Annotated in this window: 12 protein-coding genes; 8 read left to right on the top strand and 4 right to left on the bottom strand. The window is 54.8% G+C overall.

All coding sequences use genetic code 11. The features are described 5' to 3' along the window. Positions 1-15 precede the first annotated feature (15 nt). Both rnk and uspG read left to right on the top strand, forming a co-directional pair. Entirely contained in the window at positions 16-426 is a 411-nt protein-coding gene (gene rnk, locus MKleb_RS07575; RefSeq protein WP_025106405.1) for a nucleoside diphosphate kinase regulator, read from the top strand. 199 nt (positions 427-625) lie between these two features. Beyond that, positions 626-1,054, top strand: a complete 429-nt coding sequence (gene uspG / locus MKleb_RS07570; RefSeq protein WP_004100140.1) for a universal stress protein UspG — start codon at positions 626-628, stop codon at positions 1,052-1,054. Between the two features lie 76 nt (positions 1,055-1,130). Here uspG and ahpF read toward each other — a convergent pair whose 3' ends face one another. Next, positions 1,131-2,696, bottom strand: a complete 1,566-nt coding sequence (ahpF, locus tag MKleb_RS07565; protein WP_004848755.1) for an alkyl hydroperoxide reductase subunit F — start codon at positions 2,694-2,696, stop codon at positions 1,131-1,133. Between the two features lie 244 nt (positions 2,697-2,940). Next, positions 2,941-3,504, bottom strand: coding sequence for an alkyl hydroperoxide reductase subunit C (ahpC, locus tag MKleb_RS07560; protein WP_002894394.1), 564 nt, complete (start codon positions 3,502-3,504; stop codon positions 2,941-2,943). 870 nt (positions 3,505-4,374) lie between these two features. Between ahpC and citR the strand changes: the two genes are divergently transcribed. From citR to MKleb_RS07545, 3 genes are all read left to right on the top strand, one after another. Continuing rightward, entirely contained in the window at positions 4,375-5,286 is a 912-nt protein-coding gene (gene citR / locus MKleb_RS07555; protein WP_025106406.1) for a DNA-binding transcriptional repressor CitR, read from the top strand. Between the two features lie 104 nt (positions 5,287-5,390). Beyond that, entirely contained in the window at positions 5,391-6,614 is a 1,224-nt protein-coding gene (locus MKleb_RS07550; protein WP_025106407.1) for a phosphoadenosine phosphosulfate reductase, read from the top strand. Beyond that, positions 6,599-7,228 (top strand): IbrB-like domain-containing protein, encoded by a 630-nt coding sequence (locus MKleb_RS07545; protein WP_025106408.1) that lies wholly within the window; start codon positions 6,599-6,601, stop codon positions 7,226-7,228. The genes MKleb_RS07550 and MKleb_RS07545 overlap by 16 nt, the downstream gene beginning before the upstream one ends. On the opposite strand, the gene MKleb_RS07540 is transcribed toward MKleb_RS07545, so the two are convergent. Continuing rightward, positions 7,229-8,374, bottom strand: coding sequence for a pyridoxal phosphate-dependent aminotransferase (locus MKleb_RS07540; RefSeq protein ID WP_217076749.1), 1,146 nt, complete (start codon positions 8,372-8,374; stop codon positions 7,229-7,231). 194 nt (positions 8,375-8,568) lie between these two features. Here MKleb_RS07540 and mtnC point away from each other — a divergent pair, with 194 nt between their 5' ends. Continuing rightward, a complete protein-coding gene (gene mtnC, locus MKleb_RS07535; protein ID WP_014837800.1) occupies positions 8,569-9,258 on the top strand; it encodes an acireductone synthase in 690 nt (229 codons plus the stop codon). Beyond that, positions 9,255-9,797: a 1,2-dihydroxy-3-keto-5-methylthiopentene dioxygenase gene (locus tag MKleb_RS07530; RefSeq protein WP_004848741.1), complete on the top strand. Its 543-nt coding sequence runs from the start codon at positions 9,255-9,257 to the stop codon at positions 9,795-9,797. Before mtnC ends, MKleb_RS07530 begins: the two co-directional genes overlap by 4 nt. A 156-nt stretch (positions 9,798-9,953) precedes the next feature. On the opposite strand, the gene MKleb_RS07525 is transcribed toward MKleb_RS07530, so the two are convergent. Then, positions 9,954-12,263 (bottom strand): molybdopterin-dependent oxidoreductase, encoded by a 2,310-nt coding sequence (locus tag MKleb_RS07525; RefSeq protein WP_025106410.1) that lies wholly within the window; start codon positions 12,261-12,263, stop codon positions 9,954-9,956. Positions 12,264-12,801: 538 nt separating this feature from the next. On the opposite strand from MKleb_RS07525, the gene MKleb_RS07520 reads away from it, so the two are divergent. Continuing rightward, positions 12,802-13,782: a sugar ABC transporter substrate-binding protein gene (locus tag MKleb_RS07520; RefSeq protein ID WP_217076559.1), complete on the top strand. Its 981-nt coding sequence runs from the start codon at positions 12,802-12,804 to the stop codon at positions 13,780-13,782. The last annotated feature ends 39 nt before the right edge of the window (positions 13,783-13,821 follow it).

Genomic DNA, 13,821 nt, shown 5'->3' with positions numbered 1-13,821 from the left:
AACATGGAGTATGAGATGACCAGACCCGCAATTATCATTAATGAACTGGATGCAGAACGCATCGACAGTCTGCTGGAACAACCGGCTTTCGCCAACTCACCGGTAGCGGACGCGCTGAATGACGAGCTTGACCGCGCGCAGATGCTGGCCCCGGAAGCCATGCCGCATGATGTTGTCAGCATGAATAGCCAGGTCAGATTTCGCGATTTAACCACCGGTGAAGAGCGCACCCGCACGCTGGTTTTCCCGGCGCAGGTTACGGATAGCGCCACCCAGCTTTCGGTGATGGCGCCTGTTGGCGCAGCCCTGCTGGGCCTCAAAGTCGGCAGCACCATTCACTGGGAATTACCGGGCGGCACCTCAACGCACCTTGAAGTGCTGGAATTGCTGTATCAGCCGGAGGCCGCTGGCGATTTCCACCGTTAATCTCCCCGCTGCCTGAAGCGTTTCGCGCTTTATCCAGAGGATGTGACTGCATCCTCTTTCTGCATCTTTCGCTCTTCTCCTCTCTTTTGACAAACTTTTACGCCACCCTCGTACCGTTCTGACAATTTTGCGACCTGAATGGCACAATACTTTCCTATAATGTGTTGATATAAAAGCAGACGAACAAGGAGGAATGCATATGTATAAAACCATCATTATGCCCGTTGATGTCTTTGAAATGGAGTTAAGCGATAAAGCCGTTCGCCATGCGGAGTTTTTAGCCCAGCAGGACGGGGTTATCCATCTTCTCCACGTACTGCCCGGTTCATCAAGCTTCACGATGAGTCGTTTTACCGCCGATCTGCGCCGCTTTGAAGAGCATTTGCAGCATGAAGCAGAAACGCGCCTGAAAACGATGGCCGGCCATTTCAGCATTGACCCGTCGCGAATCAAAATGCACGTCCGCTTTGGCAACGTGCGCGATATGGTCAATGAGCTGGCCAATGAAATTAAAGCCGATGTGGTGGTGATAGGCTCCCGTAACCCTTCGATCAGCACCCATCTGCTGGGTTCCAACGCCTCAAGCGTGATTCGCCATGCGCATATTCCGGTGATGGTGGTCAGGTAGCGGCGGTAAGGTAAAAAAAGAGGCTACTCCAGGGTAGCCTCTTTGCTGTGCAGGTTTGGTCTTACTTTATTATGAATTATGCAGTCTTAGTGCGAATCAGGTAATCGAACGAGCTCAAGGACGCCTTCGCACCTTCTCCGGTGGCGATAATAATCTGTTTGTACGGAACGGTCGTGCAGTCGCCGGCAGCGAAAACGCCCTTCACGTTGGTTTCACATTTCGCATCAATGATGATTTCACCCATGCGGTTGCGCTCAATCGCGCCTTCCAGCCAGTTGGTATTCGGCAGCAGACCGATCTGCACGAAGATCCCCGACAGCGCCACGTGATGCTCATCGCCGCTCACGCGGTCGCGGTACTGCAGGCCAGTGACTTTGCTACCGTCGCCCACCACTTCCGTGGTCTGCGCGTTGAGAATGATATCGACGTTTTTCAGGCTGCGGACTTTATCCTGCAGAACCTGGTCGGCCTTCATTTCCGGCGCGAACTCCAGCAGAGTAACATGTTCAACAACGCCAGCCAGATCGATTGCCGCTTCCACACCGGAGTTACCGCCGCCGATAACCGCCACGCGCTTGCCTTTAAACAGCGGGCCGTCGCAGTGCGGGCAGTAGGTCACGCCCTTGGTACGATACTGATCCTCACCCGGCACGTTCATGTTACGCCATTTCGCGCCGGTGGCAATGATAACGCTACGCGCTTTCAGCACCGCGCCGGAAGCGGTCTCAACCTGATGCAGGCCGCCTTCAACCGTCGCCGGGATCAGTCTGGAGGCGCTCTGAGAATCGATCACATCAACATCGTATTCGCTGACGTGCGCTTTTAATGCGCCAGCCAGTTTCTGGCCTTCCGTTTTGGGTACTGAAATATAGTTTTCAATATCAACGGTATCCAGCACCTGGCCGCCAAAGCGTTCACCCATCAGGCCGGTACGAATGCCTTTACGCGCGGAGTAAACGGCTGCCGCTGCGCCGGACGGGCCGGAGCCGACGATTAAGACATCATAGGCTTCACGTTTATTCAGCTCTTCCGCCGCGCGTTTTTCCGCGCCGGTATCCACTTTGGCAACGATTTCCGTCAGCGTCATGCGACCCTGACCAAATTCCTTACCGTTCATAAATACCGCCGGTACGCCCATCACGTTGCGTTCGGTGATTTCATTCTGATACGTTCCGCCGTCAATCGCCGTGTGCTTGATGCGCGGGTTCAGTACCGCCATCAGGTTCAGCGCCTGAACCACATCCGGGCAGTTATGGCATGAAAGCGAATAGTAGGTTTCGAATTCAAAATCACCGTCGATATTGCGGATCTGCTCCAGCAGGGTCTGCGCTTCTTTTGACGGATGACCGCCGGTCCACAGCAGAGCCAGAACTAAAGAGGTGAATTCATGTCCCAGCGGAGAGCCGGCAAAGCGCGGCCCCTGGCTGGAGCCGGGGTTGGTAATCAGGAATGACGGCTTACGCACCGCCAGGCCGTTATCTTCTTTGAAGGTGACTTTATCTGACAGTTCAGCAATTTCAGCCAGCAGTTCCCTGATTTCTGCCGATTTAGCGCCGTCATCCAGCGTGGCAATCAGCTCAACAGGTTTGGTCAGCTTCTCAAGATAAGCCTTGAGCTGGGTTTTCATGTTGGTGTCGAGCATTTTTATCTCCTGGGCTTAAAACATCATCATGCAAGCGGCCTCGTTCAGGCAGCCTGAATACGCTTGCATCATGGTGTTGGAATAAAACGGGCGCAGATGCGCCCAGATATTACTACGCAATTTCCTAAGCATTTCGCGCAAGAGCAAGGCGGCTAGCCTGAGAATCCCCGGAAGCTTACCTCAGTAAGTGACCGGGGTGAGCAGGCGACGCCAACGCAGCAATTGCGTGAAAGGAGACGGAAATTTAGATTTTGCCGACCAGGTCCAGAGACGGAGCCAGAGTCGCTTCACCTTCTTTCCATTTAGCCGGGCAAACTTCGCCTGGGTGAGAAGCTACGTACTGAGCTGCTTTGATTTTACGCAGCAGGTCAGACGCGTCGCGGCCGATACCTTCAGCGGTAACTTCGATAGCCTGGATGATACCCTGCGGGTCAACAACGAAGGTGGCACGATCTGCCAGGCCTTCATCTTCACGCATGTTGTCGAAGTTACGGGTCAGGGCGCCAGTCGGGTCGCCGATCATCGCGTATTTGATTTTCGCGATGGTTTCAGAGCTGCTGTGCCACGCTTTGTGGGTGAAGTGAGTGTCGGTAGAGACGGAGTAAACGTCTACGCCCAGCTTCTGCAGTTCTTCGTAGTGGTCTGCCACATCGCCCAGTTCGGTCGGGCAAACGAAGGTGAAGTCAGCCGGGTAGAAGAAGAAGACGCTCCAGCGGCCTTCAGTATCTTTCTCGGTAACTTCGATGAATTCACCGTTTTTGAACGCCTGGTTTTTGAAAGGTTTGATTTTGGTATTAATTAAGGACATCTATACTTCCTCCGTGTTTTCGTTGAGGTCTAAGTTAACGAATTTTTCCTGACTCGACCAATGCGTTTGCATTATCGAATCAATAAGCGTTATCTAACAACCGGAACAAGACAACTTTGTGAACCTGTCAACGCGATGACAATTTGCTACCGCGTTTCGCATTATATGCGCTGAAAAGTAAAAAGGCCGCCCTCGCAGGCGGCCCCGTTACCTGAAACACCCGCAGGTAGGTTCAGCGCCAGTAGCTGGCAATGTGTTGCGCTCTACACCTTAATGTAACAGCTTAGGGATTACATCACCCGCTGAACGAAAGGGCAATCCACGCGGCGGCAGGTCTTACCTATGGCTGTAATAGGTTTTACCGCTACCCATACTGTTTCCTGTGATTCCACCGGGCATCACCATGTTGAATTGCCCATCCTTTCTGACATGTTTCCCGCGTTAGCGCGATGCAGACGGTCCCCCGCTGCCGCTCTTCCACTCGCCATACTTGCCCGCAGGATCCCGCGAAACCCGGAGGATAAAGATATTCAATTACCGCCCGCGGTTGATAAACGATCGCGTACCAACAACGTATCAGTAATTTACAATATGAATAACAAAACAGGCTTCAATAAGCGTTAGGGCTTGCCGTTAAAGAAAAACTACAGATGATAAGCGGGGCAAGGCAAGCGTTTATAAATGACCTCCTCCCCTGACTTTAGCGGTACACAAAAGGATCTGGTAGAATGCGCAACGCTGGTATATATTTAGATAAACTTAATGACTACGCCAGCATTAAATAATAAGAAACAAGTATTCACACAGTGAATATAACACGGATATATACTCATCTATTTCCCTTACCGCCAGCTTAACAGGACGTTGATAATGGCTAATCTTTACGATCTCAAGAAATTTGATCTGAACCTACTCGTTATTTTCGAATGCATTTACCAGCATTTAAGCATCAGTAAAGCGGCGGAAACGCTATTTATTACCCCCTCCGCCGTCAGTCAGTCGCTTCAGCGGTTACGCACCCAGCTGAACGATCCGCTATTCGTTCGCTCAGGTAAAGGAATTACGCCTACCACCGTAGGGGTTAATCTCCACCATCATCTGGAAAAAAACCTTAATCAATTAGAACAAACTATTTATCTCACCAATCGTTCTGAATTAAAGAAACGTCTGGTTGTCTATGCGCCGCAGCTTTTTATAACCCCTAAAACAACCAGCCTGATCCATATGTTATTAGATGATTCAAACCTTCACGTTGAACATCATGACCTGCTGGCGTCCGGAGAGTCGGTAGAAAGCCTGCTGGCCTACCGTAAAGCCGACCTGATATTCAGCACCACCCCCCTGTCATCGCGGGCCACGGTGTGTAAACGTATCCAGGATTTGGATATTTCTCTGGTCTGTAGTGAAAATCATCCTCGGCTGGCATCGCTAACAACGACAAAAGCCATACTGCAGGAGCGCTTTACTTATTATATTTGTAACGATCAGGGAACGAAGTCTTTTCAAAGCCAGGCTGCCGGCATACTGTCTGACAGGAAAATTTCTTTCAGTAGCGATTCATACATAGCAATCCTTAATGTTATTCAGCAAACTGATATTATTGGGTTTGTACCCAGCTGTATTTTAGAGCACATCAGCTTCCATAATAAATTTAAGATCATAGAGGCGCCGTTTAAGATCCCCTCCATCGCTATTTATATGATTTACAATCGGGTAAACCTTGACGATCCAAACTTTACCAACTTTATCGACGAGTGTGAAAAAAATAAGATTATTGAATAGTTAAAGCCATTTTATTTAATTAGTGAATGATAACTAATCTCTTGATTAAGAAATAAATATGATATAAGTACACAGTATCTTTTAGCATTAAAGGAATAATGGCTGTGTCTTTTATTAAACTTCCATTACCCGAGTCCGTTCTGCAGGCCAGTCAGCAGCGAATAGAATGGGTAATGGAAAACTTCTCCCGTATTTGCGTCTCTTTTTCTGGCGGTAAAGATTCTACAACCATGCTGCATCTCACGGCGCAGCAGGCCCGCCGTACAGGCAAAAAAATTTGCGTCCTGTTTATTGACTGGGAAGCGCAGTTCTCCTGCACCATTGCGCATTGCGAAAAGATGCGCGCAGAGTATCGCGACGTTATTGAGCAATTTTTCTGGGTCGCGCTGCCTCTCACCACCCAGAACTCTCTGACCCAATATCATCCCGAATGGCAGTGCTGGGAACCCGGCGCGCGCTGGGTGCGTCAACCGCCGGAGGACGCGATTACCGACCCCGGCTATTTCCCGTTTTATCAAGCGGGTATGAGTTTTGAAAGGTTCGTTCGCGAATTTGCCGATTGGTTTTCGCAAAACCGTCCCGCGGCGGTGATGATCGGCATCCGCGCCGATGAATCGTTAAATCGGTTTATCACCATCTCCTCGCAGCGCAAGCTTCGCTTCGCCGACGATAAACCCTGGACCACCTCCGCGCCGGGCGGACACGCGTGGTACATCTATCCTATCTACGACTGGAAAACCGCCGATATCTGGACCTGGTTCGGCAAAAGCGGCCTTTCCTATAACCCGCTCTATAACCTGATGTATCAGGCTGGCGTTCCGCTGCGCTATATGCGTATCTGCGAACCCTTTGGCCCGGAGCAGCGCCAGGGGCTGTGGCTCTACCATGTGCTGGAGCCTGATCGCTGGGCCGCCATGTGCCAGCGCGTCAGCGGCGTCCACTGCGGCGGGGTTTATGCCGGTCACGATAATCAGTTCTACGGCCATCGAAAGCTGGATAAACCCGCGCATCATACCTGGAAAAGCTACGCCCTGTTTTTACTCGACAGCATGCCGGAGAAAACGGCGGAACATTACCGCAATAAAATCGCCGTCTATCTTCACTGGTACCAAAAAAAGGGAATGATGGATATTCCGGACACGCAACCGGCGGATATTGGCTCGAAAGACGTCCCGTCCTGGCGGCGCATCTGTAAGGTTCTGTTGAACAATGATTACTGGTGCCGCCAGCTCTCTTTCAGCCCGACCAAAGCGACGCAATATAAACGCTATCGCGAACGGATGAATAAAAAGCGCCAGCAATGGGGAATACTATGCAACGACAATTAATCCAGGATCTCGAACGCTATCTGCAATCGCTGGAAGATGAAGAGAAAAAGATTACTGCGCTTAACGCCTTTCGCCAGATTCTGCATGAATATAGCCCCTTCAAATCACAACCGGTTGACTGCGTATTGTGGGTAAAACAGGACGCCGTTTTGCCTAATGATTACAACCCAAATAACCTTGCTCCACCGGAAAAACGCCTGCTGTTCACCTCGCTGGAAACGGACGGCTTCACGCAGCCCATTGTGGTAGTGAAACAGGATCGGGAGCGCTATTCCATTATCGACGGTTTTCACCGTCATGAGCTGGCGAGCGGCAGAGCGGCGCTGAAGAAACGGCTGAAAGGCTACCTTCCCGTCACCTGCCTGGAAAAGAGCAGCCCCCGGCGTGATTCTCTGATGGCCGCCACCATCCGCCACAACCGGGCGCGCGGACGTCATCAGATTCATGCGATGTCGGAAATCGTCCAGGAGCTGGCGCATCTCGGCTGGTGTGACGAGAAAATCGGCAAAGAGTTAGGGATGGACTCAGACGAAGTATTGCGCCTGAAGCAAATCAACGGCCTGGTGGAGATGTTCGGCGACCGTCAATTTTCTCAGGCGTGGACCGTTAAATAACTACAGACGACACAGTCGTTCCGCCGCAGCCAGCAGCGTGGCTGGCTGTTTGGCGAAGCACAGGCGTATCAGCTTATGCGGGAACGGATCGGCGCAGAACACCGACAGCGGAATCGCCGCGACGCCGATTTCGGTGGTTAACCAGCGGCAGAAGCTGACATCATCCAGATCCGAGACCGCGCTGTAGTCCGCCAGCAGGAAGTAGGTCCCTTCGCAGGGCAAAATGTCCAGCCGACTGGCGCGCAGCGCATCAATAAACAGGTCCCGCCGCTCGCGGTAAAACGCCGGCAGCTGGCGATAGTGCTCCGGCTCGCTGCGCAGCATATCGGCAATCGCCAGCTGAGCGGGCGTATTGACGGCAAAAGTCAGATACTGATGCACTTTACGCAGCTCGGCGCTAATGGTGGCAGGCGCCACGCAGTAGCCCACCTTCCAGCCGGTCATATGAAAGGTCTTGCCAAACGAAGAGACCGCCACCGCCCGCTCCCGCAGCTGCGGATGCGCCAGCACGCTGGCATGCCCTTCGGCGGCAAAGCAGATATGTTCGTAAACCTCATCGCTCAGCACATAGATTTCACGATCGGCAATCGCCTGCCACAGCGCGGCAAAATCTTCCCGCTGCCACACCGTCGCTGACGGGTTGTGCGGCGTATTGAGAATAACCAGCCGGGTTTTGTCGCTGAGGCTCGCGGCGAACTGCTGCCAGTCAACGCGAAAATGCGGCGGCTGGAGAGCAATTCGCTTCAGCACACCGCCCGACAGCTCAATCGCCGGGGCGTAGCTATCGTAGCTAGGGTCAAAGCAGATAACCTCGTCGCCGGTACGGACCAGCGCGGTAATCGCCGCATACAGCGCTTCCGTCGCGCCGGCGGTAACGGTCACGTCGCTGTTGGCATCGGGACGGTAGCCGTAAAGCTCTTCCGTTTTATCGACGATGGCGTCGCGTAGCGCGGCCACGCCGGTCATCGGCGCGTACTGATTCGCCCCCTGCGCCACGTGATACGCCAGACGCTCCTGCAGATAGCGCGGACCATCGAAATCCGGGAACCCCTGCGACAGGTTAATCGCCTGATGCTGCTGGGCCAGAGCGCTCATTTGGGTAAAGATCGTGGTGCCCAGTGAAGGAAGTTTACTCACAGGAATCAGTGGCTTATTGCTCATTCTTTTTGTACCGTCTGTCATGCTGTTGTTGAAGCCACTATAACACGATGTTAATATTTGGCAATCAAGACGCTTAGACGTCTAAATGATAATGTTATTTCGCTTATGCTTATGAGTGGAAAACAGCGAGCAGCACAACGCCACCGTCAGCACGACCTACCGCTCACTCTGGAGAACTCATGATCCGCGCTATCGTGACCGATATTGAAGGCACCACCAGCGATATTCGCTTCGTCCACAACGTCCTGTTCCCGTACGCTCGCGAACGCCTGGCCGGCTTCGTGACCGCCCAGCAGTTTGTCGATCCGGTAAAGACCATTCTCGATAACCTGCGCGAAGAGATCGCCCAACCGGCGGCCAGCGTCGAGCAGCTTATTGCTACCCTGTTCGCCTTTATGGATGAAGACCGCAAATCCACCGCCCTCAAGGCGCTCCAGGGCATTATCTGGCGCGAAGGCTACGTCAATGGCGACTTCACCGGCCACCTGTATCCTGACGTCCTGCCGTCGCTGGAAAAATGGAAGTCACAGGGCATTGATTTATATGTATATTCCTCAGGCTCCGTCGCCGCGCAGAAATTGTTATTTGGCTACAGCGACGAAGGTGATATTACTCATCTGTTCAACGGCTATTTCGATACCCTGGTAGGCGCCAAGCGCGAAGCGCAGTCCTACCGCAATATTGCTGAGCAGCTGGGACAGCCTCCTGCCGCCATTCTGTTCCTGTCCGATATCCATCAGGAGCTGGATGCCGCCGAAGAGGCCGGCTTCCGCACCCTACAGCTGGTGCGCGGCGACCGTGACCCGGCCAGCCACCATCCGCAGGTTCAGCGTTTTGACGATATTCATCCGGAGCAGATCCCAGCATGAGCGCATTAACCATTTTTTCCGTGAAAGACCCGCAAAACTCTCTCTGGCACAGCACGAACGCCGAAGAGATCCAGCAGCAGCTCAACGCCAAAGGCGTCCGCTTCGAGCGCTGGCAGGCCGACCGCGATTTAGGCGCGGCGCCAGCCTCAGAAACGGTTATTGCCGCCTATCAGCATGCGATTGATAAGCTGGTGGCTGAGAAAGGTTACCAGAGCTGGGACGTGATCAGCCTGCGTGCGGATAATCCGCAGAAAGAGGCGCTGCGGGAAAAATTCCTCAACGAGCATACCCACGGGGAAGACGAAGTGCGCTTCTTCGTCGAGGGGGCCGGCCTGTTTTGCCTGCATATTGGCGACGAGGTATTCCAGGTGCTCTGTGAAAAGAACGACCTGATTTCCGTTCCGGCGCACACGCCGCACTGGTTTGATATGGGCTCGGAGCCCAACTTCACCGCCATCCGCATCTTCGACAACCCGGAAGGCTGGATTGCCCAGTTTACCGGCGACGATATCGCCAGCGCCTACCCGCGGCTGGCGTAACGCCGCGATTCAACGGGTGAACAGGCTTATCATCACTCTCAAGGCGCTTTCCCGGAGGCGGCGCGTAACGCGCCTGTCCGGGCTACCCGACCCGCAAACGGCGATGATCCTGTAAGCCGGGCAAGGCGCCAGCCGCCGCCTGGCGATTCTCTGCGCCTAAGCGCCAATAAACCTCGGCGGGTCGAAAGCGGTCACCGGCGGCAGCGCGTCCCTCCACGGCGCAATCTCCACCCAGCAGCTTTGGGCGCTGCAGCCCTGCCCCAGCCGCGAGCTGCCGCGATCTTCGGTCAACACGTTGGGATTGCCGTGCTTATCCAGCGAGCCTTTTTCATTCGGGTCCAGCGGATCGTACCAGGCGCCGGTCGACATCTGCACCACTCCCGGCAAAATCTGCTCGCTGAGATGCACGCCGGCGAGAATCGCTCCCCGGGCGTTAAAGACCTTGACCACGCTGCCTTCGCTGATGCCCCGCGCCTGCGCATCCTGCGGATGCATCCACAGCGGCTCGCGCCCCTGAATTTTCGTCGCCCGGCTCACGCTGCCGTGATCGTACTGGCTGTGCAGGCGGGTGCGCGGCTGGCTGGAGAGCAGATGCAGCGGCCAGCGCGCCGCCTCCTGCCGCTGCCAGGCCGCCTCCTGCTCATCCCACCACGGGTGGCCGGGACACTCGCGATAGCCAAACCCGGCGATGGTTTCGGAAAAAAGTTCGATCTTGCCGGAAGGCGTAGAGAGCGGATAGCGCTGCGGGTCGGCGCGAAAATCCGCCAGGAAAACCTGCGGTTTCTCCGGCGCGCTGTATTCCAGCACCCCCTGCCGCCAGAATTCATCAAACGACGGCAGCGCGATCCCCTCTTCCCGCGCGCGCGGCCGCGACGCTTCGTAGATCTCCCGCAGCCACTGCCCGGCGTCGCGCCCCTCGCTAAAGCGCTCGCCGCAGCCCAGCCGCTCGGCAAGGTCGCAGAAGATGGCGTAATCATCGCGCGCTTCGCCCACCGGCGGGATCTGCGCGCTCATGGCGATCATAAAGCCGTCGTGACCGCCGCTGCCGATATCTTCCCGCTCCAGCGACGTGGTGACCGGCAGAACGATATCGGAAAATTTGGCCTGCGCGGTCCAGAACTGTTCATGAACGACCACCGTTTCCGGCCGCCGCCAGGCTTCACACAGGCGGTTAATATCCTGATGATGATGAAACGCGTTGCCGCCGGCCCAGTAGACGAGGCGGATGTCGGGATAGCGCAGATGCTGGCCGTCAAACTCGTATGCCTCGCCCGGATGCAGCAGCATATCGGAAAGGCGCGCCACCGGAATCACCTGGTTTACCGCGTTCTCTCCGGCGGGAAGGCGCGGCCCGGAAAAGGCCTTACGCGCCGCCCCCGCCAGATTGGTGCAGGCGTAGCCAAACCCCAGTCCGCCGCCCGGCGTACCGATTTGCCCCAGCAGCGCGGTGAGCGCCACCGTCGCCCAGTAGGCCTGCTCGCCCTGGCGCGCCCGCTGAATCGACCAGGAGATATTGACCATCGTGCGCTGGCTGGCCATCTCGCGCGCCAGCGCGGCAATCCGCTGCGCCTCAATACCGGTTATCGCCGCCGCCCACTCCGGCGTTTTTGCGACGCCATCGCTCTCCCCCATCAGGTAGGCGCGATAGGGCGCGAAACCCACGGTATGGCTGGCGATAAAACCGCTGTCGTAGAGGGATTCGTTAATCAGCACATAACAGAGCGCCAGCAGCAGCGCGGTATCGGTTCCCGGACGAACCGCAAGCCACTCGGCGCTCTCCACGGCGCTCAGGTCATTGCGCACCGGGCTGATATTGATAAAGCGCGTCCCCTGCGCCTGCATCTTTTCCAGCCAGTATTTCAGCATATGGTCGTTGGCGCCGCCGCCGTTGACCTGCGCATTACGCAGCGGCAGGCCGCCGAATGCGACAAACAGCTGGCATTCGCGCGCCAGCTCGGAAAAGTGGGTGTGCTGGCGGTGCAGCGGGCTCAGCGGCCCGAGAATATGCGGCAGGATGCGCTCGCCCGCCGCGCTGCTGTAGGTGTTGGTGCTGGCGGTATAGCCGCCGAAGCACTTGAGGAAACGGTGCAGCTGGCTTTGCGCATGGTGAAAACGGCCGGCGCTGGCCCAGCCGTAGGAGCCGCCGAAAATCGCCTCATTGCCGCAGCGCGCTTTGACCGAATTCAGTTCGCGGGCCAGTAAATCGAGCGCCACCTCCCAGCTCACCTCAACAAACGGCTCTTTGCCGCGCCCCTCGCGCGAAGCCGGGCCATTTTGCAGGTAACCCGCGCGCACCGCCGGACGGCGAATGCGCGTCTCGCTGGTGACCGCATCGGGGAGCGACTGACCAATACGTGAGGGATTTTTATCCCAGGGCACCGGCGTCACCGCCTCAATGTTGCCGTCACGGGCCTGGACCTGCCAGGTTCCCCAGTGCATTACGGTCAGATTATGTTGTTTTTTCATCTTGCCTGTTTTCTTCTCACCCGATAAAGGCCGCCATAATAAAGCGTGCGAATCCTGGGAATAAAATACGTATCACCATACAATCTGCTGCTGAGAAAGGATTTTCCACGCAGAATAGTTCTACGCTATTCCGGGATGCGATATATTACAGCGACAGAATAATTTTAATTAAGCAGCAATCTTTATTTGAATAAATAAGAGTTGCAAGCAAATTAAGCCCACAAAATAAAAAGGGATTAAGCTGCATCATGAAATATTTTCAGGTTACAGATAACAAATTTACGTTTTCCTCAGGCAAATCTGCGATATAACATCGTTAATATACCCTAAATAATTCAAGTTTCAGGAAGGCGGCAAGTAAGAGAGTCCCGATGAGCTTACTCAAGTAAGTGATTCGGGTGAACGCACGTAGCCAACGCACATGCAACTTGAAGTATAACGGGTATAACTTAGACATATTTTGTATTTGAGATTGTGTGGCTGTTGTTGTCATGCTACTGCTCCGCACAGCCACCTCCATCACAGGACCATAATAAGAATGTCGCAGAAAATGAAATTATTGCCCATCGCGCTGGGCCTGCTCTCGCTCGCCTCCGTCAACGCTCTGGCGGCGGATGCCTTATCACTTCAGGGGAAAACTATCGGCGTCGCCGTGGTCGGGACGCAGCACTTCTGGGATCGTGAAGCCTATAAGGGTGCGACCGAAGAGGTAGAGAAACTGGGGGGTAAAGTGATCGGCGTCGATGGCGGCCGCGATAACCAGGTTCATGCGAATAACCACGATGTTTTACTGTCGCGCAAGGTCGATGCGGTAATTAGCATTCTGGGCGACAGCGCCGTTGAGCCTAAATTCAAAGCGCTACGCGATGCCGGCATTCCGGTATTTACCGTAGACCACGTTTCAAAATATTCGGTCAATAACACCACCTCCGATAACTACACCCTGGGATCGACCATTGGTCGCTATATGGCCGATGAACTGGGCGGCAAAGGCAACGTTGCGGTATTTAACGCATTCTCCAGCTCCCTGCGTATTTGCGGCATTCGTTATGACCAGTGGAAATATGTCCTCAAAGATTATCCGGATATTCACATTATTCAACCGGAGCTGGCCGAGCAGTTTGCCAACTCGCCGGAAGATGCGCGTAAGAAAACCCTCGAACTGCTGAGCCAGTATCCAAAAGGCAAACTCGACGCCATCCATGTCGCCTGCTGGGATCAGCCGGCTATCGGTATTGTCCAGGCGCTGGAAGAGACCGGCCGCGATAAAGACGTCAAGGTCACCGCGATCGACGCCGGCCCGGAAACCCTGGAGATCATGGCCGAGCCGGGCAGCCCGTTCGTCGCCAACGTCGCCCAGCAGCCGCACCTGATTGGCCAGACCTCCGCCGATAACGTCGCGCGCTACTTCGACAAACAGAAGCTGCCCCTGCAGACCTTTATTCCGGTGGTGCCGGTGAAAGGCCCGCAGGAGGCAAAAGCGGTCTACAAACAGCTGGGATATGGCGAACTGCAGTGATCACTCCATCCTCCGGCGGGGTTAACCCCGCCGCTGGTC

Source organism: Klebsiella sp. PL-2018, assembly GCF_019048985.1.
Taxonomy (GTDB): Bacteria; Pseudomonadota; Gammaproteobacteria; order Enterobacterales; family Enterobacteriaceae; genus Klebsiella; species Klebsiella michiganensis.
Note: the sequence above shows the minus strand (reverse complement) of the source record. Positions and strands in the feature narration are given on the sequence as shown.

Bases quoted from the DNA above. Each gene is read 5' to 3' on its own strand.
- ahpF (WP_004848755.1), bottom strand. From the start codon at position 2,696: ATGCTCGACACCAACATGAAAACCCAGCTCAAGGCTTATCTTGAGAAG.
- MKleb_RS07520 (WP_217076559.1), top strand. From the start codon at position 12,802: ATGTCGCAGAAAATGAAATTATTGCCCATCGCGCTGGGCCTGCTCTCG.
- MKleb_RS07545 (WP_025106408.1), top strand. From the start codon at position 6,599: ATGCAACGACAATTAATCCAGGATCTCGAACGCTATCTGCAATCGCTG.
- mtnC (WP_014837800.1), top strand. From the start codon at position 8,569: ATGATCCGCGCTATCGTGACCGATATTGAAGGCACCACCAGCGATATT.
- MKleb_RS07525 (WP_025106410.1), bottom strand. From the start codon at position 12,263: ATGAAAAAACAACATAATCTGACCGTAATGCACTGGGGAACCTGGCAG.
- MKleb_RS07530 (WP_004848741.1), top strand. From the start codon at position 9,255: ATGAGCGCATTAACCATTTTTTCCGTGAAAGACCCGCAAAACTCTCTC.
- uspG (WP_004100140.1), top strand. From the start codon at position 626: ATGTATAAAACCATCATTATGCCCGTTGATGTCTTTGAAATGGAGTTA.
- ahpC (WP_002894394.1), bottom strand. From the start codon at position 3,504: ATGTCCTTAATTAATACCAAAATCAAACCTTTCAAAAACCAGGCGTTC.
- rnk (WP_025106405.1), top strand. From the start codon at position 16: ATGACCAGACCCGCAATTATCATTAATGAACTGGATGCAGAACGCATC.
- citR (WP_025106406.1), top strand. From the start codon at position 4,375: ATGGCTAATCTTTACGATCTCAAGAAATTTGATCTGAACCTACTCGTT.